This window comes from Yersinia entomophaga (assembly GCF_001656035.1).
Classification (GTDB): Bacteria; Pseudomonadota; Gammaproteobacteria; order Enterobacterales; family Enterobacteriaceae; genus Yersinia; species Yersinia entomophaga.
Genome location: NZ_CP010029.1, coordinates 3,818,251 through 3,845,154 on the forward strand (window position 1 = coordinate 3,818,251; position 26,904 = coordinate 3,845,154).

Genomic DNA, 26,904 nt, shown 5'->3' on the forward strand with positions numbered 1-26,904 from the left:
GTTTAATCAACATCAAACAAGGAAACAGAGTAAGCCTTAGCTGTTTCTCGTCGGCGATTCTACAAGAGAATGAGGGATTGTGAACCCCATTGAGCAGAAAAAGGACGTTTCCTACAGCATAAGGGAACTAATCTGAAGGCGTTGCAGGTTCAACAGCAAAAAACGCTGCGACAAGGGCAGCGTTTTATCACTTCGTTTGGCATTTCTGAGCAAGCAGGGAACTGTCTCAATTAGCTTTGCGTGCGGTTACTCAGTACGCGGCGGCCATCTTGATAACGCTTATTCCAGTAAGTATCGGTCAGGTTCGAAATTGTCACACCGACACTGGTCGAAGCGTGGACAAATTTATCGTTACCCAGATAAATACCTACATGGCGTCCTGTCGAACCTGCGCGGAACAGCACAAGATCACCGGGGCGCAGTTTTGTACGCTGGATTTTTTTACCAATATCCTGCTGCTCTGAGGTTGAGCGCGGTAAATCCATGCCAAATTGTTCGCGGAAAGTCAGTTGTACAAAAGCGGAACAATCAATACCGCGTTTGCTGCTGCCGCCTAAGCGATAGCGAACCCCTTTCCAACCTGCGTACTGTTCTAAAATCTTTGACTTGATGTCAACGTTGCGAACCATCGCTTCGAATTCATCCTGAGAGGCTTGCAGTAAAAGACCGTTTTTATCATTAACTGCACGCATCTCAGTTTGCGTATTTTGTAGATTCGAAGCGTTGTTCGAGCTACACGCGGATAACATGACCGCGGCAGCTACTGCAGGTATTAACCGCAGAATGTATCTCATAATAGGTTGAGACTTGACCATTGTTATTGTTTTCCCTTGCTGTCCTTACGACGGATATCGCCACTAAAAAATGCCAAACGAAGTGAGACTAGGGTTCACACATCGATCAGACAATAACTTAAACGAATAAATGTGCAGAGACGCACAATTTTTATTGGATTAAGCGCAAAATGCTGATATTCGAGCGCAAACTTTTTCGAGGTTACCGGATTGACTTATAAAAGGCGAGTATTTTTGCACAGATTCTTATAAGAAATCCTGATGTAACATAATGTTATATTTTATTCCTTACTCGATTAGCAATCAGATACATCAAAAACCAGTTTAACTTATTGTTTTAAAGGTAAATAACTGGCTTATCATTGCTCTCCTCGTCATGACGAACTTTTGTACACTAATATAGCTCTCTAAAAATTATGCATGAATATGTACCAAAACAATTTGGGCAAGGGAAAAGTAAATCATGACCAGCAAGGCATTTAACTTGTAAACAAAAGCAGGTCTTTTTGGGAGTATTCCTAATTTATTGCCTCTGGAGGTATCTGACGAATCTTCTATTTGCGCATTGCGTGCATTGTTTATCCTGATATGGGTAACCTGATATAGATAAATAGCGCTGAGTATCCTTGGAAGGATATGTGCGTTCTAATGGCTAATTAGGCTGTCAGTAAAAGTGTAATGTGATTTGTGTCACCCTTTTAGGGTTTAATAACCACTTAATCAACTTCAGTCATAACCGTGGTTATCTGCGCAGGTTGCAGTTTTTCTATCACCTTGTTTCAGCGCTCAACGGTTTAATATTTGGAATATGATAACGAACATATTGGTTTATCTTTAAGGCGATCGATGCGATTTTCGTCGAAATAGCGGTTCTAAAATAGAAGAAATTTTTAATTCGACTCCTTTCTAACTTTGTTGTTCTTTGCACTGCTCTACCAAATAAAAAATGTACCGTTGAGCTGGGGAAATGTCTTGCGGTTTGGGTGTGACTCGCAGTGAATTTGTCACCAACGCTGGTAGCCATGGTGGGGAAGATACTTTGGTCAAGGTGATTAATTTTTTCGAAAAGAATCAATCCATTAATTAACCAACCGAGAGCCGTATGCTGTCACATAATCAAACCTTAAAACGTCAAGATGATCTCCATAAATTGCTGAAGGATCACTACTCGTTATTTATTCAAGGGATTAGCGAGACACGGCACATTTCTCCTCGTACAGTGCGACGGAATATCCGCTCCCTGGTCATAAAGTATCCGAACATTAACAGGTTCTATGGTCGGGTTGCTATAGATGCATGTGTCCCTGGAAGATTTTCCTCAGAGTCAAATCATCCTTATTAGGGGAAATATAGGGAATAGCTGCGAGTTTACCTATGGGGAAGAAACCATCTGGTAAATTGGCCGCTATAAGTTTGATGTGTCTTTTATTTCAAACGAGCACTTTGACTTGGTACACGGAGTTTCCGTGCCCCGTCTTGATAACGTAAGAATGAAGCAGCAGCTAATGCTTTGTTCAGAAAAAAGTTATTTGATTGCAGAAGGGATTAAGTTCAATAAGTTCTCATTCCATAAGGTTGCCGATTTGACGCAGTTTGACGGCGTGATAACCGATGGCGCTATTCCAAAAAAGACGATTGATATGTCGATCAGCAAAAATACGGAAATAGATTTAATCGAGATCTAACGGGGAGCGGCGACTCCCCGTGGCGTGGAAATACGTATCAGAGCCGTGGACGCTGTGCGCTCGGCAGACGTTGATTTATCCAGTCAATGATTCGATCGCTGGCTGGCGTGAGTAATATCCAACTGGCACCGACCAATACAACGGAAAGCGCGCCGACGGCAATATCAGTAAACCAATGGGCGCCGATCATTATTCTTGGCAGAGAGAACACGATGGCGATAATCAACGCAATGGCAAAAGCCCCGCGTGAGAAATAGCGCAGCATGAAGCAGGCGAATATGATTAACATCATGCCATGGTCGCCGGGGAAGCTATCGCTGGAGGCGTCTTTGGTTGGGATACCAATAAGCTCGCTAACGCGGTTGATATTCTCAAATACCAGCGTCGGGCTTGGGCGTTTAACCGGTAATAAATGTCCGAGCTGGTTAAGAAATACGGCCGTCAGTAACATCACAAAACCCATTACGATTAAACGACGGCGTCCTGCCGGATTTTCTTTTAAGAAAAAATACATGTACAGCGTGCCCATGCACAGCAGAGAAATAACGTCGAAGGCACGGTTATTGGTTACCGCCACCACATGTAGGAAGGTTGGGCTGGAAAGCAGGCGCTCATTGAAGTAATGGAAAATGGCGGAATCGGGGCCGAACCACCAACCATGATTTTCAGGTAAGTACCAGGATAGGAACAGGGCTATACCCAATAGGTTGAGCATCAAGATTGTCGGTAAATTGCGGCGGGTCATGCGAAGGCCTATATATAATTAGATGTTTAAAACAGTAACGCAGATAAAAATACGTCGGGCATTATACCTACTTATGTAAACGAATATTCAACAAATTGCCCTGTAGCTTATTCCAGTCGTTGTCTCCGGAAGAAATCACTTCAATTCGACTGTCTGGCGGCGGAGTGGGGCGGGTCTCAATTTGTAAATCATTTCCCTGCCGATTAACCACCAACGCGCCTTCGGGAATACGCATCACGCCTTTAACACGTTCTACCGGACTCAAACGAACCCATTCAAGCAACGGCACGGTGTCAAATATCGCCTCGCTGTTAAATACCCAACCGCAGCTAGTATAACCTTGCCCCTGGTTAAGCGCTCTGCGCCAGGGTTCGCTACCGTTCAGGTTTAATGCAGCCAGGCCTTTTTTTGGGGATGATTCTCCGTGATGATGGCGTGCATCCGGCAGTTGGGTCTTATTGGTATGCAGAATATCCAATACGGAAATAGCTATTTTTCCCGAATCAGAGAAATATAGCGGACGCTGCGAATTCTGAGCTTGCTGCCATTTTGCCAATGCCTGACGGTCGGTATCGATATAAGTATCTTGCTTACTGGCAATAATGACATCCGCTGCGGCTAGCTGGTCGCGGAAATTCTCGTTTTCAGTGTAGCGTTCATCATGTAATTGGCGGGCATCCAGCAGGCACAGCGTGGCGCTAAGACTAATCCAGGGCTGATAAATATCGGCGGTTAACAGAGACAAAATTTGCTTTGGATGACCCAAACCGGTGGGTTCGATTAATAACCGATCCGGTTTGGCCTGCTGTAGCAGCATATTCAATCCCACTTGCATAGGTAAACCATTCACGCAGCACATACAGCCGCCGGGGATTTCTTTTAGTATCGCGCCACTATCGGATAATAACGCGCCATCGATGCCAATTTCTCCAAACTCATTAACTAGCACCGCCCATTTTTCATGTTCGGGTTTTTGCGCCAATAACTGGCGAATCAGGGTGGTTTTACCGCTGCCAAGAAAACCGGTAATCAGATTGGTTTTTGTCACCACATGCTCCCAGTAAAAAAACGTTGCGTTAAGCATACCGAAAAATAAAGGCAGCGGAACTGTCACATCATGCGCTTAAAAATATAATTTATTAAGTAGCTTAATAATCAATCAGTTATTAAGACAACTCTTAATGCAGAGCCTGAATAGGCTAACGACTGACGTTGATAATTTAACTATTTTAATGGGTTATGCGCCGATTAAGGTAGTAAATAATGCCTTATCAACACCATTGTTTTGAGCGAAATCCTCTACTCTTTAATTGAGTCTTAGCGGATTTTGAGGTGAACATGGGTCAATATCGAGTACTCAGCGTCGCACTGGTTTTATTTTCATGGACCGCATTGGCTTATGGCACAGCCACCAGCGGTATCGTTCGCTTTACTGGCTCCATTGTAGATGCACCCTGCCAGATTGATTTTTCTGCACAAACTCTGGCAACCCGATGTTATAGCAACGGAAAAAACCTTTCTCAACGTCAAGTTATCACGACGGGCATGAACACAACTTCCAACTTACCGGGGAATCTGGGCACTTCAGAAGTTCAATGGCTGAATAAAGAACGCAATCTGGCTATTGTCACCATTAATTATCGCTGAAAGAATAGCTATTGCTAAAAGAACAGTCGTAGCTAAAAGAATAATTATCTCTGACAAACCAACGCTTATCCATTCAACGCTAGCAGCCCGATTTAATTAAATCGGGCTAATCTGTAGCATAATTCTTTGCCTTTCTGTGAGCCTCTGCGCAGCTCTGCCGATTTTTCTGTCGGACCAGATGTTATACTTCCAGTCACATATAGGGATATTATCGGTTAAACCCACCTTTTTGGTCAGGCCAATTCAGCTTGGTACTGTTAAACAGGCTAGATTCAGGTAATAAAATAATGCGTTTATACCAAGAAGTCGGCGGGAAACTGCGCGATGCACTGAATGCGGGTGAATATATCGCAGGCGATCGCCTACCGCCAGAGCGAGATATTGCAGAAACATTTCAGGTCAGCCGCAGTGTGGTGCGGGAAGCGCTCATTATGCTTGAGCTGGAACAACGGGTGGAAGTCCGGAAAGGCTCGGGCGTGTATGTGCTTAGCAAACCAGAAAAAAATGCTGATGATGAGCAGCCCGAAATTATTGATAGTGGGTATGGACCGTTTGAATTGCTACAGGCCAGGCAACTGCTGGAAAGTGAAGTTGCCGCTTTTGCTGCATTGCAGGCCACCAAGGCCGATATTCTCAAAATGCGGCAGGCGATAGAGCAGGAAAGGCTGTCGCTAGAAGCCGGACAAATAGATGAAAGTGCCGATGAGCTTTTTCATAATCTTCTGGCGCAATCGACACAAAATAGCGTATTGGCCAGTATGGTGCGGGAAGCTTGGCAGGCGAGGGATACCAGCGTGATGTGGCAGGGCGTTCACCTGCACGTTGCCGATTTCAGCTACCGTTGGCAATGGCTGGAGGATCATCAAAAGATCTTGCAAGCGGTGTTACGGCGGGACAGCAAGGCGGCCAAACAGGCTATGTGGCAGCATTTGGAAAACGTGAAGAATATTTTGTTAGAAATTTCCGATTCCGATCATCCTGATTTTGACGGTTTTTTGTTTGAATCGGTGCCAACATTATCAGATAACGGATAAATAACGGGCAGGGATAAGTTGGGGATAGATGGTGTGAATAAAATTAATAGCGCGGCTAAACAATAGCGGCTAAACAATAAATGGGAATGCTTTGCGACAATGCCACTGATCGCCTTAGACGGCCAGTGGCATTGGATTGATCAGGCTTTCTCTAACAGGACGCGCACCGTTTCTTTGGCGCCATTTTGTTGTAACTGAACATAAGCCTGAGTGACGGCAGCGACAAATTCAGCCCGCTGCGGCAGCTCTTCGCCGAAGATGCTTTTTAGTGCCAGCAAAGCCTGCACTCGTTCTGCGCCGTCTCTGGTTTCCGCGACGCAGGCTTTAAAACTTTCCAGCATTGGATCGCGAATATCAATTTCCTGACCTGCATCGTCAATACCGCCGACATAACGCATCCAGCCTGCAATGCCCAGCGCCAGACAGGCGTAAGGTCCGCCGTTTTTCAGATGCCAACGCACGGAATCCAGCATTCGCTGCGGCAGTTTTTGGCTGCCGTCCATCGCGATTTGCCAGGTGCGGTGTTTCAGCGAAGGATTGCGGTAACGTTCGATAAGGCTATCTGCATATGCACCTAGATCGGTATTTTCGACGCTAAGCGTTGGTGCCTGTTCTGCCATCATCAACTGACGAGCGGCACGCACATAGTTGGCATCGGTCATACAATCGCTAATATGTTGATAACCCGCCAGATAACCTAAGTAAGCCAAGAAAGAATGGCTGCCGTTCAGCATGCGCAATTTCATTTCTTCAAAGGGCAGTACATCAGCCACTAACTGAGCGCCGACGGCCTGCCAGTTTGGGTGTCCGGCAACAAATTTATCTTCGATAACCCATTGAATAAATGGCTCGCAGGCTATGCCGCAGGGATCGGCTACGCCCAGTTCGGCGGCGATTTCATGCAGCGTTTCATTGGTTGCGGCCGGTACGATGCGATCCACCATGGTATTGGGGAAAGTGACGTTCTGGCGGATCCATTCGGCCAGTTCCGGATCGCGAACGGCGGCGAGGCTCAGTACCGTACTGCGAGCCACATCGCCATTTTCTGGAATGTTATCGCAAGAAAGTACGGTGAAAGGCGGCAAACCGCGTAAACGACGCAGGCGCAGCGCTTCAACCAGCACGCCGGGTGCAGAGGTTGGCGCTTCCGGTACGGCCAGATCGGCCTGAACCATCGGATGATTGAGATCTAACTGACCGCTGCCGGGTTCAATGCAGTAGCCTTTTTCAGTGATAGTCAGGGAGACAATGGCGACCTGGGGTTCAGCCAATTTATCCAACACCGCCATGATACCGTCTAAACGGGCATGCAGAGATTCGCGTACTGCGCCAACCACTATGGCCTGATTGCCTTCGGCACCTTTTTCCAGCACGGAATACAGATGGTCTTGCTTACGTAAGTCCTGAATCAGGGTATCCCCGCCGAACAGACTGACTTCACAAATCCCCCAGTCACCGCCCAGCTGATTCAGCACCCGATCGGTCAATAACGCCTGATGAGCGCGATGGAAGGCACCGAAACCCAGGTGAACGATACGGCTTTTCAACTGGCTACGATCGTAAGTCGGAAGGCGGACGGCGCCGGGAAGCGGGCTATTGGCAAGGGTCTTCATACATAAGCTCCAGAATGGTTTACCTTCCCAAATGTTCGCCTGAGCGTCTGGGAACCGGTATCAAATATAGGCAAGCTGGAAAGGTGTTGGACCAGTTTGGTAAGTCTGCTTCTCTGGGCTAACCCTCTCTATCAGGGAGAGGTTTTTCCGCTGCTTGTCATGATTAGCGGCTTGCAGTGTAAAGCGATATGATAGAAATTAAAATTGGTTAGTCCAAAATTGGTCATATTCGTGAGGTGGATCAACCAATATACTTTTGCTTTTTGACACTTTTTCACTAAAGAGTAAGGTTAAAGCTGAGTGATATCTATTGATAATCGGTATAACAACATTTCGGTAAAAGGTTAGATACGTGAAATTATGACCGCTTGGATACCGGATTGAGCTTTAGATGATGAATAACCGTGAAAAAGAAGACAGTTTGACTCCCGCATCGCAGTTATTGCCGATGGTGCAGTAACACGGGGTAATTCAATGATGACAATGACGCAGGTGAGAAGGTAAAGCAGATGGAACAAACATGGCGTTGGTATGGCCCGAATGACCCAGTTTCGCTGGATGACATCCGTCAGGCTGGGGCAACAGGCGTAGTAACTGCACTGCACCATATTCCAAACGGCGAAGTGTGGCCGGTGGAAGAAATTAAACAACGTCAGGCAGAACTGGCGGCGAAAAGTCTGGTGTGGTCGGTAGTAGAAAGTGTGCCGGTACATGAAGAGATCAAAACTCATTCAGGTGAAGTCGATAGGCACATTGCCAACTACCAGCAGACGCTGCGGAATCTGGCTGCCTGCGGTATCGATACCGTGTGTTACAACTTCATGCCGGTGCTGGACTGGACTCGTACCGATCTGGAATACACGCTGCCAGACGGTTCTAAAGCGCTGCGTTTTGACCAGATTGCCTTTGTAACCTTCGAACTACACATTCTGAAACGTCCGGGCGCGGCTAAAGACTATACGGCGGAAGAACAGGCGCAGGCAGCGGATTATTTCGATTCGATGACCGAGGCGGAAATTGCCCGGCTGACCGGCAATATTATTGCGGGTCTACCGGGAGCCGAAGAAGGCTATACTCTGGACCAGTTCCGCGCTCGTCTGGCTGAATACGACGGCATCGACAAAGCCAAATTGCGTGAGAATATGGCCTATTTCCTGCGTGCAATTGTGCCGGTGGCGGAGCAGGTAGGTTTACGTATGGCGGTGCATCCGGACGATCCTCCGCGTCCGATTCTTGGCCTGCCGCGCATTGTTTCCACCATTGAAGATATGCAGTGGCTGAAAGAGACCGTAGACAGTATTCACAACGGTTTTACCATGTGCACCGGTTCCTACGGCGTGCGGGCGGATAACGATCTGGTCAAGATGATCGAAACCTTTGGCGATCGCATTCATTTCACGCATTTGCGTTCAACCTGTCGTGAAGGTAATCCGAAAACCTTCCACGAAGGCGGACATTTGCAGGGCGACGTAGATATGTATGAAGTCGTGAAGGCGATTCTGACGGAAGAACAGCGCCGTCAGCGAGCAGGGGATCGGCGTCCTATTCCGATGCGTCCGGATCACGGCCACCAAATGCTGGATGATTTGCACAAGAAAACCAATCCGGGCTACTCGGCAATTGGGCGTTTGAAAGGTTTGGCTGAAGTGCGCGGCTTAGAGTTAGCGCTGAAGCGAGCGTTTTTCCCTGAATTGCGTTAATTCAGTGAAATGATGGTTAGTGGAATAATGATGGTTAAGGGCCGGTTTTACCGGCTCTTAACGTTGAATCAGCAAAGATTAATCTGCGCGCCCCATATAACGGCGTTCTGCGATATGAATGCGGATTTTCTCACCCGGGCTGATGTACTCGGGCACCTGAATTGACAGGCCGGTACTCATGATTGCCGGTTTGTTACGAGCACTGGCTGAAGCGCCCTTGATGCTCGGCGCGGTTTCCACAATTTCCATATCGACCGTCTGCGGCAATTCGAGCGCCAGCAACTGGCCTTCCATCGTCAATACTTGCATTCCCGGCATACCACCTTCAGGAATAAACAGCAGTTCTTCTTCGATCTGCTCTTTTTTGAAGTTGTACGGCGTATAGTCTTCTTCATCCATAAAGACATATTCGTCGCCGTCAATATAAGAGAAGTTGACCGCGCGGCGGGTTAGAGTGATGGTGTCGAGAATATCATCGCCCTTAAAACGCTCTTCCACTTTCAAACCGGTACGCACGTCTGAAAAACGCATTTTGTATAAAGTACTCGCACCACGGGCGCTTGGGCTTTGTACATCAATATCTTTCACCAACAGCAATTTGCCGTTGTAGTTGACTGCCATACCGCGCTTAATTTCGTTAGCTCTTGCCATAAAAATAACCTGCCAATCAGGATTGAAGATAAGTTGCGACAAATTACCCGTGCTGCGGGCTACAGGCAAGCAGATAGCGTAAAAAGAATGAGGAAAAAGCGCGAAAACCTGGCTTGGAACAAGCAATGATTCGATGGCGGATTATTGCGGGAAAAAGAATGTGCCGCCGGAGAGGAATTGGCCCGGCGGCGCAGAAGATTGGAACCTATTGATAGACCGGCAGTAAGCCCATTAATGCACAGATATGAGCCACGGCGTTAATCAGGCCAAAGGCGATGATAAAGCCGATCATCAGGCTGCCGCCCGGTGCTCGGTAAGTGGCCTGCGGGAAGCGGCGGCGAGTTGCGCGCGCCATCAGTGCCGGAACAATAACGGCCCAAATAGTGGCGGCCAGACCGGCAAAACCAATGGCGTACAGGAAACCATTCGGAAACAGTAAGGCACCGATGGTGGGTGGCACAAAGGTCACTAACGCTGATTTTGCCCGGCCAATGCCGTCATCGGCGAATTTAAAGAAATCGGCGATATAGTCGAACAGTCCCAGTGATACCCCGAGGAAGGAACTGGCCAGCGCCATATAGGAGAAGGCATTCAGCAATTGACCGGTCAATGGGCCTGCGGAAACCGTATCCATCTGTTTTAACAGGCTGCCAATGTTGCCGCCGTCGGCAATCACCAGTTTGAAAGCATCGCGCGCGATGTTGCCCTGAATCACATACTGCCACAGGATATAAATCGCCAGAGCAATCAGCGTGCCGAATAACAGACTGCGCACCACGGATTTACTGTCTTTGCGATAATACTTCACCAAACCGGGCACGTTGCCGTGATAGCCAAATGAGGTCAGCAGATAAGGCAGAGCCGCGAGCGCGTAGGGCAGATAGCTGGCGTCGCTTTGGCTATGGTTAAACAGTACGTCGGCTTTTACATGGGTATACATATCACCAACGGACATAACGAATGTGATTACCATCCCGCCAATCAATATGGTACTCAAACGGTCTACCGCGCGAGTAGATAACCAAACGATAAAGGCCACCAGCACCGCGAAGACTAAGCCTGACGTGGTTTGCCCCACGCCGATAATGCCGTCCAGAGTGTGGGCGATAATGGAGCCACCCGCCGAGATATAGGCGTAAGTCAGGATATACAGCACAAAGGTAATGGACAGGCCGTTGATTGAGCTCCACATGCGCCCCAGCAAGTCCTGCACCACCGTATGGAAACTGGCGCCAGTCGGGTAGTTGAGGTTAGCTTCCAGGATCATCAGGCCGGAAATCAGCATACATGCCCAAGTGTAGATCAGCAGCGCGACAGAACCGCTAAACCAAACGCCGGCGGTCACGATAGGAATAGAGAACATTCCTGCGCCGACGGCGGTACCTGCTACGATCATCGCGCCGCCGAGAACCGACGGACGGGATAGGGACTGAGTAGAGTCCATTGACATGCATTGCTCCTGAAAGACCCGCTGAGGGTAAGGTTCTTTTGTACTAGCTCAATGGTACAGTGGTGGCGGGGCGCTGTAAATAGCTGAATATACTTAGACTGAATAATTAGCCGGTTAATACTTCGGCCATCAGCGTCATTAATATCGCTATATGATGCTTATAGTTTAGACTTTGGTTAAATAATCGACAGGTCGATTGAGTGATTCATCTCAGTTATTGAGGCGGAATCATCCGGGGGAAGGATAGTGCTGGTAGTTATTGACGGCGATTGCTATTGTCCGCCATCTACTCTGCCAGCCCACCGGAGAATCACTGATGGACTGTCGCTCAGATTGCGGTGCTTGTTGTATTGCCCCCTCGATTTCCAGCCCCATTCCGGGTATGCCTTTCGGCAAATCTGCCAATACCCGTTGTATTCATTTAGCCATTGATATGCGTTGCGCCATTTTCCACTCTCCGCAGCGGCCTAAAGTGTGTGCCAGCCTGCAGGCTCGACGGGATATGTGTTTTACCCACCGCGATGAGGCTTTGGTGTATCTGATTCAGTTGGAAGCCGCCACCGCGCCATAATGGGCAATAGCGCCTGGTTTTGGGCATAAAAAAGGCGATATTGAATATCGCCTTTCATGTTTTATCTGCGGAGCCAGAGGTACATCCTCTGGCTTCATGTTGTCACCATTAAGCGCCTTCTGGCACCGCATGTGCGGTATTTTTTAGCACCTGACCGGTATATTTCTCAATTTCCAACTGCGCCATCTGGCCACAGTTACCCTGAGCCAGACTGGATGAGCCGATATCGAAAGTCAGGCAGTTGATATTGCCGTTTTTACAGATAGAGCCCGGTTCCGCCGGTTCTGCCGGATCGAACCACGCTCCCTCACTGACGCGAATCACGCCCGGACGAACGTCTTCGGTCACCACTGCGCCCACCAGGATCTGACCGCGATCGTTAAAGGCACGAACCAGATCGCCGTTGGTAATACCGCGTGCGCTAGCATCCTGCGGGTTGATCAGAATAGCTTCACGATCGGCTACCGCATATTTTTTCCGCAGCGGGGTGTTATCCAACTGGGAGTGCAACCGGTTGATCGGATGAGCGGTATTGAGCGACAACGGGTATTTTTTCGCTTCCGGCCCGCGATACCACTCGTATGGCGGCATCCAGGTAGGAATTCCCCGACAATCGGCATAACCCATTTTGGCAATGGTATCTGAATAAATCTCGATCTTGCCGGATGGCGTCCCCAGCGGGTTTAACAGTGGATTTTCCCGATAATCGGCAAAACGAATCCATTGTTTATTGGCCTCTGGAATCGGGAAGCGAACGTAGTTATTCGACTGCCAGAACATATCAAACGGCGGCAGAGCGACTCGCGCCGTTCTGGCCTGAGATTTCATATCGTCGTACATGGATTTGAGCCACTGGGTTTCGTCTTTGCCGTCGGTAAAGGCATCGAGAACGCCCAGTCTGGCGGCCATGGCAGCGAAGATATCAAAATCGTTACGAGATTCATGCTGCGGCGGTACGCATTGATGCATCGGGAAAACATACAGTTGCGAGTAATCGCCGCCCATTTCCAGATCGTTACGTTCGTAGCTGGTGGTGGCAGGTAGCACGATGTCGGCGTACTTGGCGGTTGCGGTCCAGTAAGGTTCGTTCACCACGATGGTTTCCGGATGCTGCCAGGCTTTGATCAGCTTATTGGTATCCTGATGCTGGTGGAAGGTGTTACCGCCAGCCACGTAGACCATTTTCACATCGGGATAAGTTACCTTGGTGCCATTAAAATCAATGGTTTTACCTGGATTAGCCAGACATTCCGCAATACGCGCCACCGGAATTGGAGCCGGTGAGTTCTTCGGCGCATTACCGGCGGAAATCCCCGGTAAAATGCCGCCTTTGGCCGTTGGGCTACCGCCGGAAGAGTAGTGATAGCTGAAACCGAACCCGCCGCCCGGCAGGCCGATTTGGCCGAGCATTGCCGCCACGGTCACCAGCAACCAGTGCTGTTGTTCTCCGTGATGCTGACGCTGAATGCCCCAGCCGCCCATGATCATGGTGCGCTGTTTGGCCATATCCCGCGCTAGCTGACGCAGAACTTCAGCATCTACGCCACTGATATCAGCGGCCCATTCGGCATTTTTCGGTTGACCGTCATTTTCACCTAACAGGTAGGACTGGAATTTATCAAAGCCGACGGTGTAGGTCTTAACGAAGTCCGGGTCATACAATTTTTCAGTCAATAAGGTATGGGCGATACCGATCAGCATCGCGCTATCGGTATAAGGGCGCGGAGCGATCCATTGAGCGTTAGTGAATTTGGCGCTGTCGTTATACACCGGATCGATGCTGATAACTTTGGTGCCTTTTTTCTTCAGCGCTTCAAAACCGGTCTGGCCCACGTGATCCGGAATGTTCCAGCTATTTTTTAGCGTGATCATCGGGTTACAACCCCACAGGATCACTAGCTCGCTGTTTTCTACCACGTTTGGCCAGGCGGTTTGCTGCTCGTAAACCTCCATAGAGCCGACGACGTGGGACATAATCACTTGCGCGGCGCCGGTAGAATAGTCACCGGCATAGCCGAGGAAACCGCCGGTCAGGTTCATCAGGCGTTGTAACAGGGTGCGGCTGTTGTGCAGCATTCCCACGCTTTTCCAGCCGTAAGAACCGGCGTACAGTGCCTGCGGGCCGTGATCTTTCTGTACGCGGGTAATTTCGCCACACACCAGTTCAATCGCTTTATCCCAACTGACACGAACCCACTCATCGCGGCCACGTAGCTCAGTACGGCTACCCGGCCCGCCTTCCAGCCAGCTTTTACGCACCATAGGATATTTGATGCGGTTTTCCGCGTGCACCTGATAAGGTGCCATGGTGATCAGATCGTTAGGGTAGGGATCGTCTTTTACCGGCTGAACGGCGACCATACGGCCATTTTCGACAATAGCTTCAAACGCACCCCAGTGAGCGCCGGTCAGAATGCCTTTCTGTGCCTGGCGCAATGCCAAAAATTGAGGCAACGCCTGGCTAATAGCCTCTGCCAGCGCAGATTTAGGCCACAGGCCGGCCACTAAAGGTAACGCCGCTAACGCGCTGGTGCCCATCAGGAAACGGCGGCGGCTCATTTGTAACGGTTTTTGTTCGTATTTGCTCATTTTCGCCTCTCGTTTACGACTTGGCCGGCATATCACTGGCATGTTTTTGTACGTATTGTGTCAGTACGCGTAGCTGTTCCTGAGTCAGGGAAGTACGCGGTGCCATGCCTTTAATCACGCCAATCCACTGGTTAGCATTGAAACGATCCAGTGCAGTCAAACCGTGGCAACCGGTGCAGTTGGAAGACATCATATCGGCGGCGTAGCGCCAGATTTTTTGTTGATCGTCAACCAGCTGTTTCTTCGGTAACCAGACTTGTAGCGCCACCTGATGCCAGATCAGACCGGTTTCAGCATCGGTTTGTGAGGACGTGGTTTTCAGCGCTTTCTGCGCTTCTTCGCCCAGTAATACGCTGAGGATGCGTTTACCCTGAGCAGCGTAGAAGACTTCCGCTACGCCATCTTGCTGCCAGCCTTCCACGTCGACTAGCACCTGATCGCCTTGCTGTTTCACGACCTTAACTTCGGTAGATGGCATCAGATTACCGGCGTTATGGCTGTCACCCGCCTGCATAAAGAAAGGTTCGGTGGCAATGGTGTATAACGTGGTTGCGTCAGCCGGTGTTTGTGCTGCGGCGGTGGCTAGCTCGGCAGCCCCAGCTTGAGTCAGCTCGCTCATATCCGGCAGGATGTGGGCCACGCCTTTGTGGCAATCAATACAGGTTTCCCCGTTTTTGATGGCGACCGGATGCTGAACGCGGGCTTCAGCACTTTGCGCGGTGATGTCCATGGCGTCATAATTATGGCAGGAGCGGCAGGTGGCGGAGTCGTTCTCTTTGAGGGTTTTCCACACCGATTGCGCCATCGCCAGCTTATGGGCTTCGTACTTCTCTGGCGTGCTGATGGTCCCGACCATTTCGCCGTAGATATCTTTCACCGCCCGGATTTTAGTCCACAGGTAATCCAGTGGCTCATGGGGAACGTGGCAATCAGCACATTCGGCGCGGATGCCTTTCGGGTTCTGGAAGTGGACGCTGCCCTGATACTCGGCCAAAGGCTGCTGCATGGTATGGCAGGAAACGCAGAAGGTAGTATCACTGGTTTTATGGAAAACGGTGGCAGTACCAGCCAGAAGTGCAGCGCCAAGAATGATGCCGATCAGTAATAGCCATAGCCATCCCCACCGACGTCGTTTACCGAGTTCAGTCTGTTTTTTGCTCATATTACACCCATGTTATGTGTCTAATTGTTTTGGTAACGCTAGATTGGCGAACGTTGGGCAAGACAAAATCCGTTGCCCATAAAAATAGTGCGTCTATTGTAAATGGATTTTTTGCTGAAAACTAACCAGATAGAGGTATTTGCAAGATTAGATCAAATTTGCTGAGTATAAATACAGGAAACGCACAATTTTTTACCAAGCATAGACAATAAATACTTGAAATGCTTGGTTATATAACTTTTTATATAGCGCTATTTTTTAGTTGGAAGAGGTATAAAAACGGCGAGTTAACCAGAGATGAATGGCATTTTTACTTGCCTCAAAGTGTGGTTCGGGCAGTTCATTGGGGGGGCACCAAATCCATTGGCTACATTTCTCCGGCTCTTTATTTTCCACCTCGCCGCCGGGATACTCGGCCAGTAAACATACCGAAACCGTATGTTTGCCTTCGGCCTGCCAGGTGGCGATATTATTGGTCAGAGCAATAACCTGTGGCTGCTGAATCAGCAGACCGGTTTCTTCAGCCACTTCCCGCTGCGCGCACTGTTCAAAGGATTCACCAGCCTCTACATGCCCGCCGGGAATCGACCAGTAGGGTGCATGCTTACCGCAGCGTTTTCCCAGTAATACCGAACCTTGAGGGTTAACTATGATGACGCCAACGCCCACAACCACAGCCATATTTTTTCTCCATCAGCAAATCGTCAGCAAAGTATGCCATTTCTGCCTTAAACCCTACCAGTGAAAGCGTCTCCAGAGGTAAAATGTGCGTGACATCAAAAATCTGCTATGACAATTCGAAGAAAACTTGCATAAACCCAAATGTAGAAACACACTATTGAAACGTTTCAGCGTTATCTGCTTCACTGGGTGATAAAGGGTAACGCTCCTTTTTCTCATAAAAGCTGAAACGATTCAATTTCAGTAAGAGAGGAGACTTATGTTCCAGTTGTCACTGAAGGATATCCATTTGGCTGCCAACGCGGCCGATAAAAACGAAGCCATCAAGCAGGTAGCCGCAGCGCTGACCGACGCCGGTTGTGTCGATGCCGCCTATGTTGATGGGATGCTACAGCGCGAGCTGCAAACTTCTACTTACTTGGGTAACGGTATCGCCATTCCTCACGGCACCACCGATACCCGCGATCTGGTGCGCAACACAGGCGTGCAGGTATTTCAGTTTCCGCAGGGTATCGCTTGGGGCGAAGATCAAACCGCTTATATCGTCATAGGTATCGCGGCGCGTTCCGATGAGCATCTGGCGCTGCTACGCCAGCTGACTCACGTACTGAGTGACGATACGGTAGCGGCTCAGTTGGCAAAAACGACCTCACCAGAGGAATTGTGCAGCCTGTTGATGGGTGAGAAAAAAGCGGCTGAATTCCATTTCGATACTTCATTAATCGCCCTGGACATAGCGGCAGATAACCTGATTACCCTTCAGGCGCTGAACGCCGGTCGTTTACAGCAAATTGGTGCGGTTGATGCCAGCTTCGTTAGCGATGTGATTACTCGTTCGCCGCTGAATCTGGGGCAGGGGATCTGGCTGAGCGACAGCAGCGAAGGCAATCTGGTCAGTGCGGCAACCCTCAGCCGTCCGGCGGTGCCTTTTGAGCATAACGGTGAAAAAGTGGCGCTGTTGCTGACGCTGTCCGTAGCCGACCAACAGCCGCTGAACATGCTGAATTATTTAAGTGATTTACTGTTGGCGAAAAAAGCTGACGCCTTGCTGAACGCCGATGCCGCCACCGTGCTGGCATTGCTGACCAGCGAATATGTAGAACAGAGTCAGGTGTTAAGCGCGGAGTTTGTCATCCGCAACGAACATGGGCTGCATGCGCGCCCAGGGACAATGTTAGTGAATACAATCAAACAGTTTACCAGTGAAATTACCGTTACCAATCTGGACGGCACAGGTAAACCGGCAAATGGACGTAGTCTGATGAAAGTTGTGGCATTGGGTGTGAAAAAAGGGAATCGTCTGCGCTTTACCGCCAGCGGTGAAGATGCGCAGGCTGCGCTGGATGCCATTGGCACCGCGATCTCAGCCGGTCTTGGGGAGGGCGCAGCATGAGCAGAAGAGTCGCGACTATCACCCTAAATCCAGCCTACGACCTGGTCGGTTTTTGCCCAGAAATTGAACGTGGCGAAGTGAATCTGGTAAAAACTGCCGGTCTGCACGCCGCCGGTAAAGGCATTAACGTTGCCAAGGTACTGAAAGATTTAGGTATCGACGTTACCGTGGGCGGTTTCCTCGGTAAAGACAATCAGGATGGATTCCAGCATTTATTCAGCAATTTAGGTATCGCTAACCGTTTTCAGGTAGTGCCGGGGCGTACCCGTATTAATGTAAAACTGACCGAAAAAGACGGCGAAGTGACAGATTTCAACTTCTCCGGTTTCGACGTTAGCAAGCAGGATTGGGATCGTTTTGTGGTGGATTCCCTGAGCTGGCTGGGTCAGTTCGATATGGTTGCCGTAAGCGGTAGCCTGCCAGCAGGCGTTAATCCCGATGATTTTACCGATTGGATGTCGCGCCTGCGCAGCCAGTGTCCGTGCATTATTTTTGATAGCAGCCGCGAAGCGCTGGTTGCCGGTTTGAAAGCGTCGCCGTGGTTGGTGAAACCTAACCGCCGCGAGTTGGAAATCTGGGCCGGTCGTCCGTTGCCCGCTTTATCTGACGTCGTCGAGGCCGCACATGCCTTGCGCGATCAGGGAATTGCTCACGTGGTGATTTCTCTGGGTGCGGAAGGGGCGCTGTGGGTGAATGCTTCCGGAGCCTGGTTGGCCAAGCCGCCTGCCTGTGAAGTGGTTAGCACCGTGGGTGCCGGTGACTCTATGGTGGGCGGTTTGATCTATGGCCTGCTGATGCGCGAATCCAGTGAACATACGCTGCGATTGGCAACGGCAGTTGCTGCTTTGGCCGTCAGCCAGAGCAACGTTGGCGTTACCGATCGTCCGCAGTTGGCCGCAATGATGGCTCGTGTGGATCTGAAACCTTTTAATTGATATTCGGAGGCGAAATGAAAACGCTACTGATACTAGACAGCGCGCATGGACAGGCCAGCGGCCATCTGGCGACGTTAATGCTGGGCGCCGCGGCCAGCAAAGCCGGTCTTACATGGGTTGATAAAGCGGAAGACGCGGAGCTGGTGATTGTTACCGGTTCGGCAATACCGGCCGACGGCGCATTAAACGGCAAAAAAGTGTATCTCGGCGACCTGGCTAAAGCGGTTCGCGATCCGGATGCTTTTCTGGCAGATGCCATTGCAAAAGCGCAACCTTATCAGGCTAGCGTTGAAGCTCCTGCGGCAGCATCAGCCAAAGGGCCAAAACGTATTGTGGCGGTTACTGCCTGTCCAACCGGCGTGGCGCACACCTTTATGGCTGCTGAAGCTATTGAAAGTGAAGCTAAAAAACGCGGCTGGTGGGTGAAGGTCGAAACCCGTGGCTCCGTAGGCGCTGGCAATGCGATTACGCCGGAGGAAGTGGCGGCGGCTGATTTAGTGATTGTGGCAGCCGATATTGAAGTGGATCTGGATAAATTTGCCGGTAAACCGATGTATCGCACTTCTACCGGTCTGGCGTTGAAGAAAACCGTGCAGGAATTGGATAAAGCTTTGGTTGAGGCTGAAGTGTATCAGCCGAAATCTGCCGGTAGCGCCAATACCGGCGTGAAAAAATCTGAGGGCGGTGGTGCTTATCGCCACCTGTTGACCGGTGTTTCTTACATGCTGCCGATGGTGGTTGCCGGTGGTTTGTGTATCGCGCTGTCCTTCGTATTCGGTATTAAAGCCTTTGAAGAAAAAGGGACGTTGGCTGCGGCCCTGATGCAAATCGGTGGTGGCTCTGCCTTTGCCCTGATGGTGCCGGTATTGGCCGGTTTTATTGCCTTCTCCATCGCTGACCGCCCAGGTTTAACGCCGGGTCTGATAGGCGGGATGCTGGCCGTCAGCACTGGCGCCGGTTTCCTCGGTGGGATTATCGCCGGTTTCCTCGCCGGTTATGTGGCTAAAGCCATCAGTACCAAACTGCGTTTACCGCAAAGTATGGAGGCGCTTAAGCCGATACTGATTATCCCACTGGTGGCCAGCCTGATAGTTGGTTTAGTGATGATTTATGTGGTCGGTACGCCGGTGGCAAAAATCATGAGTGGCCTGACTGCCTGGCTGCAATCCATGGGGACGGCCAATGCGGTGCTGCTGGGAGCCATTCTGGGTGCCATGATGTGTACCGATATGGGGGGGCCGGTGAACAAAGCCGCTTACGCCTTTGGTGTAGCACTGCTGAGCTCGTCAGTTTATGCACCAATGGCTGCCATCATGGCAGCGGGAATGGTGCCACCACTGGCAATGGGTCTGGCAACTCTGCTGGCACGTCATAAGTTCGACAAAGGCCAGCAGGAAGGGGGCAAAGCGGCGCTGGTACTGGGTCTGTGCTTTATCTCTGAAGGTGCGATTCCCTTCGCCGCTCGCGACCCAATGCGTGTGTTGCCGTGCTGTATCGCTGGTGGCGCGCTGACCGGTGCACTTTCTATGGCATTCGGCGCACAACTGATGGCACCTCACGGTGGTCTGTTCGTGCTGCTGATCCCTGGGGCGATTCATCCGGTACTGCTGTATCTGGTGGCGATCATCGCCGGTACTGTTTTGGCCGGTGGCTTGTACGCGATGCTGAAACGCCCTGATGCTGCATTGGTGAAAGTGGCTTAATGCATTATTAGCAACACTTAAATAGCATTAAAATAAATTATCGATACCAGTCAGTTAACCCTGACTGGTATTTTTTTATTGGAAATATAGAGTTTTATATTTCAGACGGTTAATTTGTTACTGGCCCATTTATTAACTCGCCGTATGTATTGTTAGTCGAATAATAAATCTGACTTTGTTCAGTGTTTTTGACGTTTGATCAGAAGAATCGCAGCCCAATTCGTTATACCTCATCACTTATTTCGTCACCTTACTACGTTTTGTTTAATAAGGAGGGCGGGATGAATGGCTCTATTGTGTTAAACAAGCGTTAGAATTTGCTGACCATTAATGATGAATAATACGTCTTATCAATAAATAAGGTGTTATTACCGGAACACCTGTATCACCGCGCCGATGACGTGATTTCCCGCGATGATCTGCTCAGTACTTGCCGGCTGGATCGCGTGGTTTCGCCGGTATTTTTTCCGGGTACCATCAAACATATTCGCGATGTATTGCGCAAAACTACCTAGGCTGAAGTCATTACCCAGGCTGAAGTAATAAAGACGCATAAAAGGGGAGAGAAAGTCTATTTGAGTGGATTATCGGATAGCGGGCAGCTGCAATGGGGTAAGAATGCCAGCCAGCAGTATTGGGGGAGCGGCTCTCAACGGCGAAAAAGGCGCTGCCGAGCTGTATCTACTCAGTGGAGCTTGCCACTACAGCAAAATGCCCGTCGGGGTTAAACCCGCAGGCATACTTTAGATAATGGTGATGACTAGATTTCTTCCTGTGATTTCAGCCAGGCGATTTCTTCCGGCCAGATATCCGGGTTAACGGTTTCCAGAATCAGCGGAATATTGTCAAAACGCGGATCGCGCATAATGTAGCTGAAGACGGTTTTCCCGATGTTACCTTCGCCCAGACTGTGGTGGCGGTCGACCCGACTGTTAAATTCGCTTTTGGCATCATTCAAATGCATTCCACGTAAATATTCGAAACCGACGATCTCACCCAGCGCGGCAAAAGTATTCTGACAGTCTTCTTCTGTACGCAAATCATAGCCAGCGGCAAAGGCGTGGCAGGTATCAATACATACGCCGACGCGGCTTTTATCTTCTACACCGTCGATAATGGCGGCCAGATGTTCAAATTTGAACCCGAGATTACTGCCCTGACCAGCGGTGTTCTCGATGACGGCAGCCACGCCCTGAGTTGCATCCAGCGCGATATTGATCGATTCGGCAATGCGCGCCAGACAGCGGTCTTCATCGATTTGCATTAAATGGCTACCGGGGTGAAAGTTCAGCAAGGTCAGCCCCAGTTGCTGACAGCGCGTCAGCTCGTCGATGAAGGCTTCGCGAGATTTCTCCAGCGCTTCCGTGACCGGGTGGCCAAGGTTAATCAGGTAACTGTCGTGAGGCAAAATATGGGCGGGACTGTAGTTAAATTTCTCACAGGCTCGTTTGAATTTTTCAATCACATCTTCAGGAAGCGGAGCTGCACGCCATTGGCGCTGATTTTTAGTAAACAGGGCAAATGCGGTAGCCCCGATTTCGTTCGCCCGAATGACGGCTTGATCTACGCCGCCCGCAGCGCTGACATGTGCACCGACAAATTTCATTCAATTCTCCTTTAATCACTCGCTCATTATGACATTGATAACGACTTGATTGAATGGCTGAAGGCAGATTGCGGATAAAGGAATAAAAAACCCTCTGCCGAAGACCGGCAGAGGGTAGGATGTGACTTCAATGGGGAAATCAGCCAAGCCAATGTTGAACCAACAGATTAATGCCACCGCCGCCGATAATCAGCCAGACAAACAGCATGAGCGCCAGTAATAAAGGCTTCATTCCAGCCTGACGAATCGAGCCGATATGCGTGGTCAACCCTAGCGCGGCCATGGCCATTGCCAGCAAAATAGTGTCCAGCGTAATCAAATGGCTAACGACGGTTTCTGGCAGTAAATGCAGCGAATTGAAACCGGCCATGGCGATGAAAATCACCGCAAACCACGGAATGGTAATGGCACTTTTTTGATTCTGCGAACCGGATTCTGGCTGGCGACTGCGGCTGAGATAGGCTGACAGCACGAGCAGGAAAGGAGCCAGCATCATAACGCGAATCATTTTGGTGATGACTGCGGCATTTTCCGCATCCGAGCCGATAGCATGGCCAGCCGCGACGACCTGAGCCACTTCATGAATAGTTGAACCGGCAAAAATCCCAAAGGTTTCCTGACCGATCGGTAGCCATTGGTAGTGCAGATTTAGCTGATAAAACCACGGATAAATGAAAATGCACAAAGTACCGAAGATCACCACGGTTGCGACCGCCACCGCCACTTTACTGGCATCGGCTTTTAGCACCGGTTCGGTTGCCATCACCGCCGCAGCGCCGCAAATACTGCTACCGGCACCAATCAGCATCACGGTTTGCTGATCCAGCCCGAAAACTTTACGACCCAGCCAGCAAGCCAGCAGGAAGGTGGAGCTTAACGTCATCAGATCGATAAGCATGCCGGTTGCACCTACGTCAGCGACTTGCTGGAAGGTCAGACGAAAGCCATACAAAATGATACCCAGACGTAAAAGTTGTTGTTTTGCCAACAGCACGCCCGGTGAACAAGAAGGTTGTAGCCAGGGATACAGGGTATTGCCCACTAAAATACCGAACAATATGGCTAACGTGAGCGCCCCTAATCCCAGATTGATAAACCACGGCATATCGCCCACGTGAATCGCGGCGGCGGTCAGTGCTCCGGTTAGTACCAATCCGGGAACAAAACGCATCAGTGCCGCGGGCTGCGGCCGTTGTAGAGTCTGAATCTGGTGAGTTGCCATCGTTATCTCCTACATCCTGTAAACACGCCGAGATAGTACAGGATGTCAGAAGATTAGATAAATTGATTATATGGTTATAACTTATTTGTATAAGTGGTAAGGCGCGCGTTTTTCAACCGGAAAATAGATAAGCCGAAGTGGCCTACCCCAGTTTGAGCGCTTTCGTTGATTAATTATCCTATTGATAGAGTGTCAACTGCGGCTCGGGCGTGAGTCCCCATGCCTTTGGTCGAATGTTTGTCGGTTCATACTTTTTCCGAATATATAATCAAAAAAATGGTTACGACCTACTATCGCCTTACTGTTTATGCGTGAAAATAAATTCGCTGGTATACTGAGCATTGTAATTAGAGGTTTAACGTTTGAATGAAAAATACTAAAAAATATGAAAAATCGCTGCTGGCAATTATGTTGTTCACGGCAGTGTTATATCTTTTGATGCCTCCTGCGCTTATCGCCTATTTTTTCGGACTCTATAATCTGAATCCTTTTTCAATTGGCAACCTGCCGCATTTCAATCCGTTTAACACCGAACGTGGGTTGCCGCTGCACCAAATCTACTGTTATCTGCTGCTAGCCTGGCTGTTGCTGAATGGTCTGATAATTTTGGTTATCAACTTAATTCATCTGGTTTTTTTTCGATCTGGTGATGATGAATAACCACTGCATTAGCATTTATCAGTATTTTATTCGGCAATACCCGGCGCTTTTCTATAAAGGTGTTACCCTTAATACGATAATTATCAGCGGTAATACGGCACTAACTCGTAGCCACGCATCTTTATAACATTGTAAATTATAGGGTTGTGTTAAAACGCGGCGTTCAAAGCCAGCGTATTGAGGGCAGGGCTGCCAATTTCAATTACAGAGACTGTTATGCATATCACCTTGCGTCAGCTTGAAGTATTTACTGAGGTATTGAAAAGTGGTTCTACGACCCAGGCTTCGGTGGTTTTGGCATTGTCACAATCTGCTGTTAGCGCTGCGTTAGCTGATTTAGAAGGTCAATTAGGCGTGCAATTGTTCGACCGGGTGGGGAAACGCCTGGTGATAAACGAGCATGGGCGCCTGCTCTATCCTAAGGCTGTAGCCTTATTAGAGCAGACCAGTGAGATAGAAGAACTCTTCCGACAGGATGTTGGGTCACTCCGCATCGCTGCCAGTAGCACCATTGGCAATTATATGCTGCCCGCTATGTTGGCGCGCTATCGTCATGATTTTCCTGCAACTCCGTTAGAACTGAATATTGGCAACAGCCTGGATGTCATTACCGCCGTGGCTGATTTCCGTAGCGATCTTGGACTGATCGAAGGGCCGTGCCATATGCCTGAATTGGTCACCCAAACCTGGCTCAGTGACGAGCTGGTGGTGTTTGCTTCTCCAGATAATCCATTGTGCCATAAGCCGATTACGTTGGATGAACTGGCTGACGCCGTATGGATTTTGCGTGAGCGAGGTTCGGGAACGCGTGAGGTGTTGGATCACTTGCTGCTGACCCATTTGCCACACTTCACTTTACTGATGGAATTGGGCAATTCGGAAGCGATAAAGCATGCGGTGCGCTATGGCATGGGCATTAGCTGTCTTTCCCGACGAGTCATCGCCGAGCAGCTCGCGAACGGCAGTTTGGTGGAGATATCACTGCCGCTACCGCCGTTGGTGCGGACGCTATATCTGGTTCATCATCGGCAAAAGCATCTGTCCAACGCGCTGCAACGTTTCCTGAGTTACTGTACTGAGACAGAGTAATCCCGATTTCGGGTTATGGATATTCCAGAGGTTCCCCCGTGATTGTGTTGATATTTTAGACAAAACCGCCTTTTTCATTAGGATTTCACTAATAATCTGATGGCGATCATGAAGGTATCTTATATCAGCGCATTCAGACTACCCACGCTGGCGGGATTTGTTACAATTCCGCCTCGTTTTTTTCAGGGCAGATTAGGTAAGAATGGCTCAGACAGATAATAAAATCCCCGTGCAGCATGGCGCGCAGAGATTACGCCGCGAGCTGAAATCGCGGCATTTAGCCATGATCGCTATCGGTGGCTCTATTGGTACCGGCCTGTTTGTCGCCTCGGGCGCTACGGTTTCGCAGGCAGGGCCAGGCGGAGCATTGCTCTCGTACGCACTGATCGGCTTGATGGTGTATTTCCTGATGACCAGCCTGGGCGAATTAGCTGCCTTTATGCCGGTTTCAGGCTCATTTTCCACCTACGGTTCCAAATATGTAGAAGAAGGTTTCGGCTTCGCGCTGGGCTGGAACTATTGGTATAACTGGGCGGTCACTATCGCCGTGGATCTGGTTGCGGCGCAGTTAGTCATGAACTATTGGTTCCCGGAAACTCCCGGATGGATCTGGAGCGCACTGTTCCTGGGGCTGATGTTCCTGCTGAATTACATTTCCGTTAAAGGTTTTGGCGAAGCGGAATATTGGTTCTCACTGATTAAAGTCACTACGGTTATCGTGTTCATCATCATCGGCGTACTGATGATTGTGGGCATCATGAAAGGTGGTGAAAGTGCGGGTTGGCACAACTGGACGATTGGCGATGCACCGTTTGCCGGTGGCTTCTCTGCGATGATTGGCGTGGCGATGATTGTCGGTTTCTCTTTCCAGGGCACCGAATTGATCGGTATTGCTGCCGGTGAATCGAAAGATCCGGGTAAAAATATCCCGAGAGCCATTCGCAAAGTGTTCTGGCGTATTCTGCTGTTCTATATTCTGGCAATTCTGATTATCAGCCTCATTATTCCTTATACCGATCCGAACCTGTTGCGCAACGATGTCAAAGACATCAGCGTCAGTCCGTTCACTCTGGTATTCCAGAACGCCGGCCTGCTATCCGCTGCGGCGGTGATGAATGCGGTCATTCTGACGGCGGTATTGTCTGCGGGTAACTCGGGTATGTACGCTTCGACCCGTATGCTGTTCACGTTGGCCTCGGAAGGTAAAGCGCCGCGTATCTTCGCCAAACTGTCCAAAGGCGGTGTGCCGCGTAACGCGCTGTATGCCACCACGGTGGTCGCTGGTTTGTGCTTCCTGAGCTCAATGTTCGGTAACCAAACGGTTTATCTGTGGTTACTGAATACTTCAGGTATGACCGGCTTTATCGCTTGGTTGGGGATTGCTATCAGTCATTACCGTTTCCGTCGCGGTTATATGAAGCAGGGCCGTGATCTTAACGATTTGCCATACCAGTCCGGGTTTTTCCCGCTGGGGCCAATTTTCGCCTTCGTGCTGTGCCTGATTATCACTCTGGGCCAGAACTATCAGGCGTTCCTGCAAGATCGCATCGACTGGTACGGCGTGACCGCAACCTATATCGGCATTCCACTGTTCCTGGTTATCTGGTTTGGCTACAAGCTGACTCGTGGAACCAAAGTAGTAAAATACGATGAAATGGAATTCCCGAAATGGAAAGATGAACATTAAGGTTTATTGTTTGCTTCGCTGAAAGCGTTCGGCAATATAAATTAATGTGATAGAAGGGCGATTATTTAATCGCCCTTTTTTAATGGGAATAATTCTCACCTTATTGTTTTTATGAAATCTTGGGCAAAAATTTTCGTGAAGATTGGTCGGATCTGTTTATTTAAGCTGACGGAAATGAAACGGGTAGGTTAATTTATTTTTATAAAATAGGTATTTACAAAAGATTACATTCAATAACCTTTAGCAATCTTATTGATAAGTATTATCGTTTGTTTTATTGTTAGCGC

At 49.5% G+C, this 26,904-nt stretch carries 24 protein-coding genes and 1 pseudogene; 14 read left to right on the plus strand and 11 right to left on the minus strand.

Features of this window, described 5'->3' with window-relative positions; genetic code table 11:
• Positions 1-230: 230 nt before the first annotated feature.
• On the minus strand, positions 231-815 hold the full coding sequence (gene mepS, locus PL78_RS17115; protein WP_064517412.1) for a bifunctional murein DD-endopeptidase/murein LD-carboxypeptidase: 585 nt from the start codon (positions 813-815) through the stop codon (positions 231-233).
• Positions 816-1,896: 1,081 nt separating this feature from the next.
• On the opposite strand from mepS, the gene PL78_RS20830 reads away from it, so the two are divergent.
• Positions 1,897-2,136, plus strand: a complete 240-nt coding sequence (locus PL78_RS20830; protein ID WP_071925609.1) for a DeoR family transcriptional regulator — start codon at positions 1,897-1,899, stop codon at positions 2,134-2,136.
• 76 nt (positions 2,137-2,212) lie between these two features.
• Entirely contained in the window at positions 2,213-2,479 is a 267-nt protein-coding gene (locus PL78_RS20835; protein WP_071925610.1) for a DeoR/GlpR family DNA-binding transcription regulator, read from the plus strand.
• A gap of 37 nt (positions 2,480-2,516) precedes the next feature.
• On the opposite strand, the gene PL78_RS17125 is transcribed toward PL78_RS20835, so the two are convergent.
• Positions 2,517-3,224, minus strand: a complete 708-nt coding sequence (locus PL78_RS17125; RefSeq protein WP_064517417.1) for a phosphatase PAP2 family protein — start codon at positions 3,222-3,224, stop codon at positions 2,517-2,519.
• A 67-nt stretch (positions 3,225-3,291) separates the two neighbouring features.
• A complete protein-coding gene (locus tag PL78_RS17130) occupies positions 3,292-4,272 on the minus strand; it encodes a CobW family GTP-binding protein (protein ID WP_064518523.1) in 981 nt (326 codons plus the stop codon).
• A gap of 290 nt (positions 4,273-4,562) precedes the next feature.
• Here PL78_RS17130 and PL78_RS17135 point away from each other — a divergent pair, with 290 nt between their 5' ends.
• Both PL78_RS17135 and PL78_RS17140 read left to right on the plus strand, forming a co-directional pair.
• On the plus strand, positions 4,563-4,871 hold the full coding sequence (locus PL78_RS17135; protein ID WP_064517420.1) for a fimbrial protein: 309 nt from the start codon (positions 4,563-4,565) through the stop codon (positions 4,869-4,871).
• 287 nt (positions 4,872-5,158) lie between these two features.
• Positions 5,159-5,905 carry an FCD domain-containing protein gene (locus PL78_RS17140; protein WP_064517423.1) on the plus strand — a complete coding sequence of 249 codons (747 nt, stop codon included), beginning with the start codon at positions 5,159-5,161 and terminating at the stop codon, positions 5,903-5,905.
• Between the two features lie 140 nt (positions 5,906-6,045).
• On the opposite strand, the gene PL78_RS17145 is transcribed toward PL78_RS17140, so the two are convergent.
• The gene (locus tag PL78_RS17145) at positions 6,046-7,518 is read right to left on the minus strand and encodes a mannitol dehydrogenase family protein (RefSeq protein ID WP_064517425.1); all 1,473 of its coding nucleotides are present in this window, start codon (positions 7,516-7,518) and stop codon (positions 6,046-6,048) included.
• Positions 7,519-8,027: 509 nt separating this feature from the next.
• On the opposite strand from PL78_RS17145, the gene uxuA reads away from it, so the two are divergent.
• On the plus strand, positions 8,028-9,218 hold the full coding sequence (uxuA, locus tag PL78_RS17150) for a mannonate dehydratase (RefSeq protein WP_064517428.1): 1,191 nt from the start codon (positions 8,028-8,030) through the stop codon (positions 9,216-9,218).
• Positions 9,219-9,296: 78 nt separating this feature from the next.
• On the opposite strand, the gene yeiP is transcribed toward uxuA, so the two are convergent.
• Both yeiP and mtr read right to left on the minus strand, forming a co-directional pair.
• Positions 9,297-9,869 (minus strand): elongation factor P-like protein YeiP, encoded by a 573-nt coding sequence (gene yeiP / locus PL78_RS17155; protein ID WP_049597106.1) that lies wholly within the window; start codon positions 9,867-9,869, stop codon positions 9,297-9,299.
• 205 nt (positions 9,870-10,074) lie between these two features.
• On the minus strand, positions 10,075-11,319 hold the full coding sequence (gene mtr / locus PL78_RS17160) for a tryptophan permease (RefSeq protein WP_064517430.1): 1,245 nt from the start codon (positions 11,317-11,319) through the stop codon (positions 10,075-10,077).
• A 316-nt stretch (positions 11,320-11,635) separates the two neighbouring features.
• On the opposite strand from mtr, the gene PL78_RS17165 reads away from it, so the two are divergent.
• Complete coding sequence (locus PL78_RS17165; protein ID WP_064517433.1) at positions 11,636-11,890, plus strand: YkgJ family cysteine cluster protein; 255 nt, start codon at positions 11,636-11,638, stop codon at positions 11,888-11,890.
• A 108-nt stretch (positions 11,891-11,998) separates the two neighbouring features.
• Here PL78_RS17165 and torA read toward each other — a convergent pair whose 3' ends face one another.
• From torA to PL78_RS17180, 3 genes are all read right to left on the minus strand, one after another.
• Positions 11,999-14,479: a trimethylamine-N-oxide reductase TorA gene (torA, locus tag PL78_RS17170; RefSeq protein WP_064517436.1), complete on the minus strand. Its 2,481-nt coding sequence runs from the start codon at positions 14,477-14,479 to the stop codon at positions 11,999-12,001.
• A gap of 13 nt (positions 14,480-14,492) precedes the next feature.
• A complete protein-coding gene (locus PL78_RS17175) occupies positions 14,493-15,641 on the minus strand; it encodes a NapC/NirT family cytochrome c (protein ID WP_064517439.1) in 1,149 nt (382 codons plus the stop codon).
• A 258-nt stretch (positions 15,642-15,899) separates the two neighbouring features.
• Positions 15,900-16,322, minus strand: a complete 423-nt coding sequence (locus PL78_RS17180) for a nucleotide triphosphate diphosphatase NUDT15 (RefSeq protein WP_064517442.1) — start codon at positions 16,320-16,322, stop codon at positions 15,900-15,902.
• Between the two features lie 259 nt (positions 16,323-16,581).
• Between PL78_RS17180 and fruB the strand changes: the two genes are divergently transcribed.
• The 5 genes and pseudogenes from fruB to PL78_RS20910 all read left to right on the plus strand — a co-directional run bounded on the left by fruB (position 16,582) and on the right by PL78_RS20910 (position 21,100).
• On the plus strand, positions 16,582-17,715 hold the full coding sequence (fruB, locus tag PL78_RS17185) for a fused PTS fructose transporter subunit IIA/HPr protein (protein ID WP_064517445.1): 1,134 nt from the start codon (positions 16,582-16,584) through the stop codon (positions 17,713-17,715).
• A complete protein-coding gene (fruK, locus tag PL78_RS17190) occupies positions 17,712-18,650 on the plus strand; it encodes a 1-phosphofructokinase (protein ID WP_064517448.1) in 939 nt (312 codons plus the stop codon). The genes fruB and fruK overlap by 4 nt, the downstream gene beginning before the upstream one ends.
• A 14-nt stretch (positions 18,651-18,664) precedes the next feature.
• Complete coding sequence (gene fruA, locus PL78_RS17195) at positions 18,665-20,353, plus strand: PTS fructose transporter subunit IIBC (protein WP_064517451.1); 1,689 nt, start codon at positions 18,665-18,667, stop codon at positions 20,351-20,353.
• A 341-nt stretch (positions 20,354-20,694) separates the two neighbouring features.
• Positions 20,695-20,865, plus strand: a pseudogene (locus PL78_RS21125) (winged helix-turn-helix domain-containing protein); the annotation flags it as partial.
• Positions 20,866-20,971: 106 nt separating this feature from the next.
• The gene (locus tag PL78_RS20910; protein ID WP_256966685.1) at positions 20,972-21,100 is read left to right on the plus strand and encodes a hypothetical protein; all 129 of its coding nucleotides are present in this window, start codon (positions 20,972-20,974) and stop codon (positions 21,098-21,100) included.
• A 13-nt stretch (positions 21,101-21,113) separates the two neighbouring features.
• On the opposite strand, the gene nfo is transcribed toward PL78_RS20910, so the two are convergent.
• Complete coding sequence (nfo, locus tag PL78_RS17200; protein ID WP_064517454.1) at positions 21,114-21,959, minus strand: deoxyribonuclease IV; 846 nt, start codon at positions 21,957-21,959, stop codon at positions 21,114-21,116.
• 139 nt (positions 21,960-22,098) lie between these two features.
• Positions 22,099-23,181, minus strand: coding sequence for a YeiH family protein (locus tag PL78_RS17205; RefSeq protein ID WP_064517457.1), 1,083 nt, complete (start codon positions 23,179-23,181; stop codon positions 22,099-22,101).
• Positions 23,182-23,547: 366 nt separating this feature from the next.
• On the opposite strand from PL78_RS17205, the gene PL78_RS17210 reads away from it, so the two are divergent.
• The 3 genes from PL78_RS17210 (at position 23,548) to PL78_RS17220 (ending at position 26,617) form a co-directional block, all read left to right on the plus strand.
• Positions 23,548-23,841, plus strand: coding sequence for a hypothetical protein (locus PL78_RS17210; protein ID WP_064517460.1), 294 nt, complete (start codon positions 23,548-23,550; stop codon positions 23,839-23,841).
• A gap of 216 nt (positions 23,842-24,057) precedes the next feature.
• Positions 24,058-24,930, plus strand: a complete 873-nt coding sequence (yieE, locus tag PL78_RS17215; protein WP_064517463.1) for a DNA-binding transcriptional regulator YeiE — start codon at positions 24,058-24,060, stop codon at positions 24,928-24,930.
• 202 nt (positions 24,931-25,132) lie between these two features.
• The gene (locus PL78_RS17220; RefSeq protein WP_064517466.1) at positions 25,133-26,617 is read left to right on the plus strand and encodes an amino acid permease; all 1,485 of its coding nucleotides are present in this window, start codon (positions 25,133-25,135) and stop codon (positions 26,615-26,617) included.
• The last annotated feature ends 287 nt before the right edge of the window (positions 26,618-26,904 follow it).

Bases quoted from the DNA above. Each gene is read 5' to 3' on its own strand.
- yieE (WP_064517463.1), top strand. From the start codon at position 24,058: ATGCATATCACCTTGCGTCAGCTTGAAGTATTTACTGAGGTATTGAAA.
- PL78_RS17145 (WP_064517425.1), bottom strand. From the start codon at position 7,518: ATGAAGACCCTTGCCAATAGCCCGCTTCCCGGCGCCGTCCGCCTTCCG.
- PL78_RS17165 (WP_064517433.1), top strand. From the start codon at position 11,636: ATGGACTGTCGCTCAGATTGCGGTGCTTGTTGTATTGCCCCCTCGATT.
- PL78_RS17140 (WP_064517423.1), top strand. From the start codon at position 5,159: ATGCGTTTATACCAAGAAGTCGGCGGGAAACTGCGCGATGCACTGAAT.
- PL78_RS17175 (WP_064517439.1), bottom strand. From the start codon at position 15,641: ATGAGCAAAAAACAGACTGAACTCGGTAAACGACGTCGGTGGGGATGG.
- mepS (WP_064517412.1), bottom strand. From the start codon at position 815: ATGGTCAAGTCTCAACCTATTATGAGATACATTCTGCGGTTAATACCT.
- mtr (WP_064517430.1), bottom strand. From the start codon at position 11,319: ATGTCAATGGACTCTACTCAGTCCCTATCCCGTCCGTCGGTTCTCGGC.
- torA (WP_064517436.1), bottom strand. From the start codon at position 14,479: ATGAGCAAATACGAACAAAAACCGTTACAAATGAGCCGCCGCCGTTTC.
- fruA (WP_064517451.1), top strand. From the start codon at position 18,665: ATGAAAACGCTACTGATACTAGACAGCGCGCATGGACAGGCCAGCGGC.
- PL78_RS17135 (WP_064517420.1), top strand. From the start codon at position 4,563: ATGGGTCAATATCGAGTACTCAGCGTCGCACTGGTTTTATTTTCATGG.
- PL78_RS17210 (WP_064517460.1), top strand. From the start codon at position 23,548: ATGAAAAATACTAAAAAATATGAAAAATCGCTGCTGGCAATTATGTTG.
- fruK (WP_064517448.1), top strand. From the start codon at position 17,712: ATGAGCAGAAGAGTCGCGACTATCACCCTAAATCCAGCCTACGACCTG.
- PL78_RS17205 (WP_064517457.1), bottom strand. From the start codon at position 23,181: ATGGCAACTCACCAGATTCAGACTCTACAACGGCCGCAGCCCGCGGCA.
- uxuA (WP_064517428.1), top strand. From the start codon at position 8,028: ATGGAACAAACATGGCGTTGGTATGGCCCGAATGACCCAGTTTCGCTG.
- fruB (WP_064517445.1), top strand. From the start codon at position 16,582: ATGTTCCAGTTGTCACTGAAGGATATCCATTTGGCTGCCAACGCGGCC.
- nfo (WP_064517454.1), bottom strand. From the start codon at position 21,959: ATGAAATTTGTCGGTGCACATGTCAGCGCTGCGGGCGGCGTAGATCAA.
- PL78_RS17180 (WP_064517442.1), bottom strand. From the start codon at position 16,322: ATGGCTGTGGTTGTGGGCGTTGGCGTCATCATAGTTAACCCTCAAGGT.
- PL78_RS17220 (WP_064517466.1), top strand. From the start codon at position 25,133: ATGGCTCAGACAGATAATAAAATCCCCGTGCAGCATGGCGCGCAGAGA.
- PL78_RS20910 (WP_256966685.1), top strand. From the start codon at position 20,972: ATGCCAGCCAGCAGTATTGGGGGAGCGGCTCTCAACGGCGAAAAAGGC.
- PL78_RS17125 (WP_064517417.1), bottom strand. From the start codon at position 3,224: ATGACCCGCCGCAATTTACCGACAATCTTGATGCTCAACCTATTGGGT.
- PL78_RS20830 (WP_071925609.1), top strand. From the start codon at position 1,897: ATGCTGTCACATAATCAAACCTTAAAACGTCAAGATGATCTCCATAAA.
- yeiP (WP_049597106.1), bottom strand. From the start codon at position 9,869: ATGGCAAGAGCTAACGAAATTAAGCGCGGTATGGCAGTCAACTACAAC.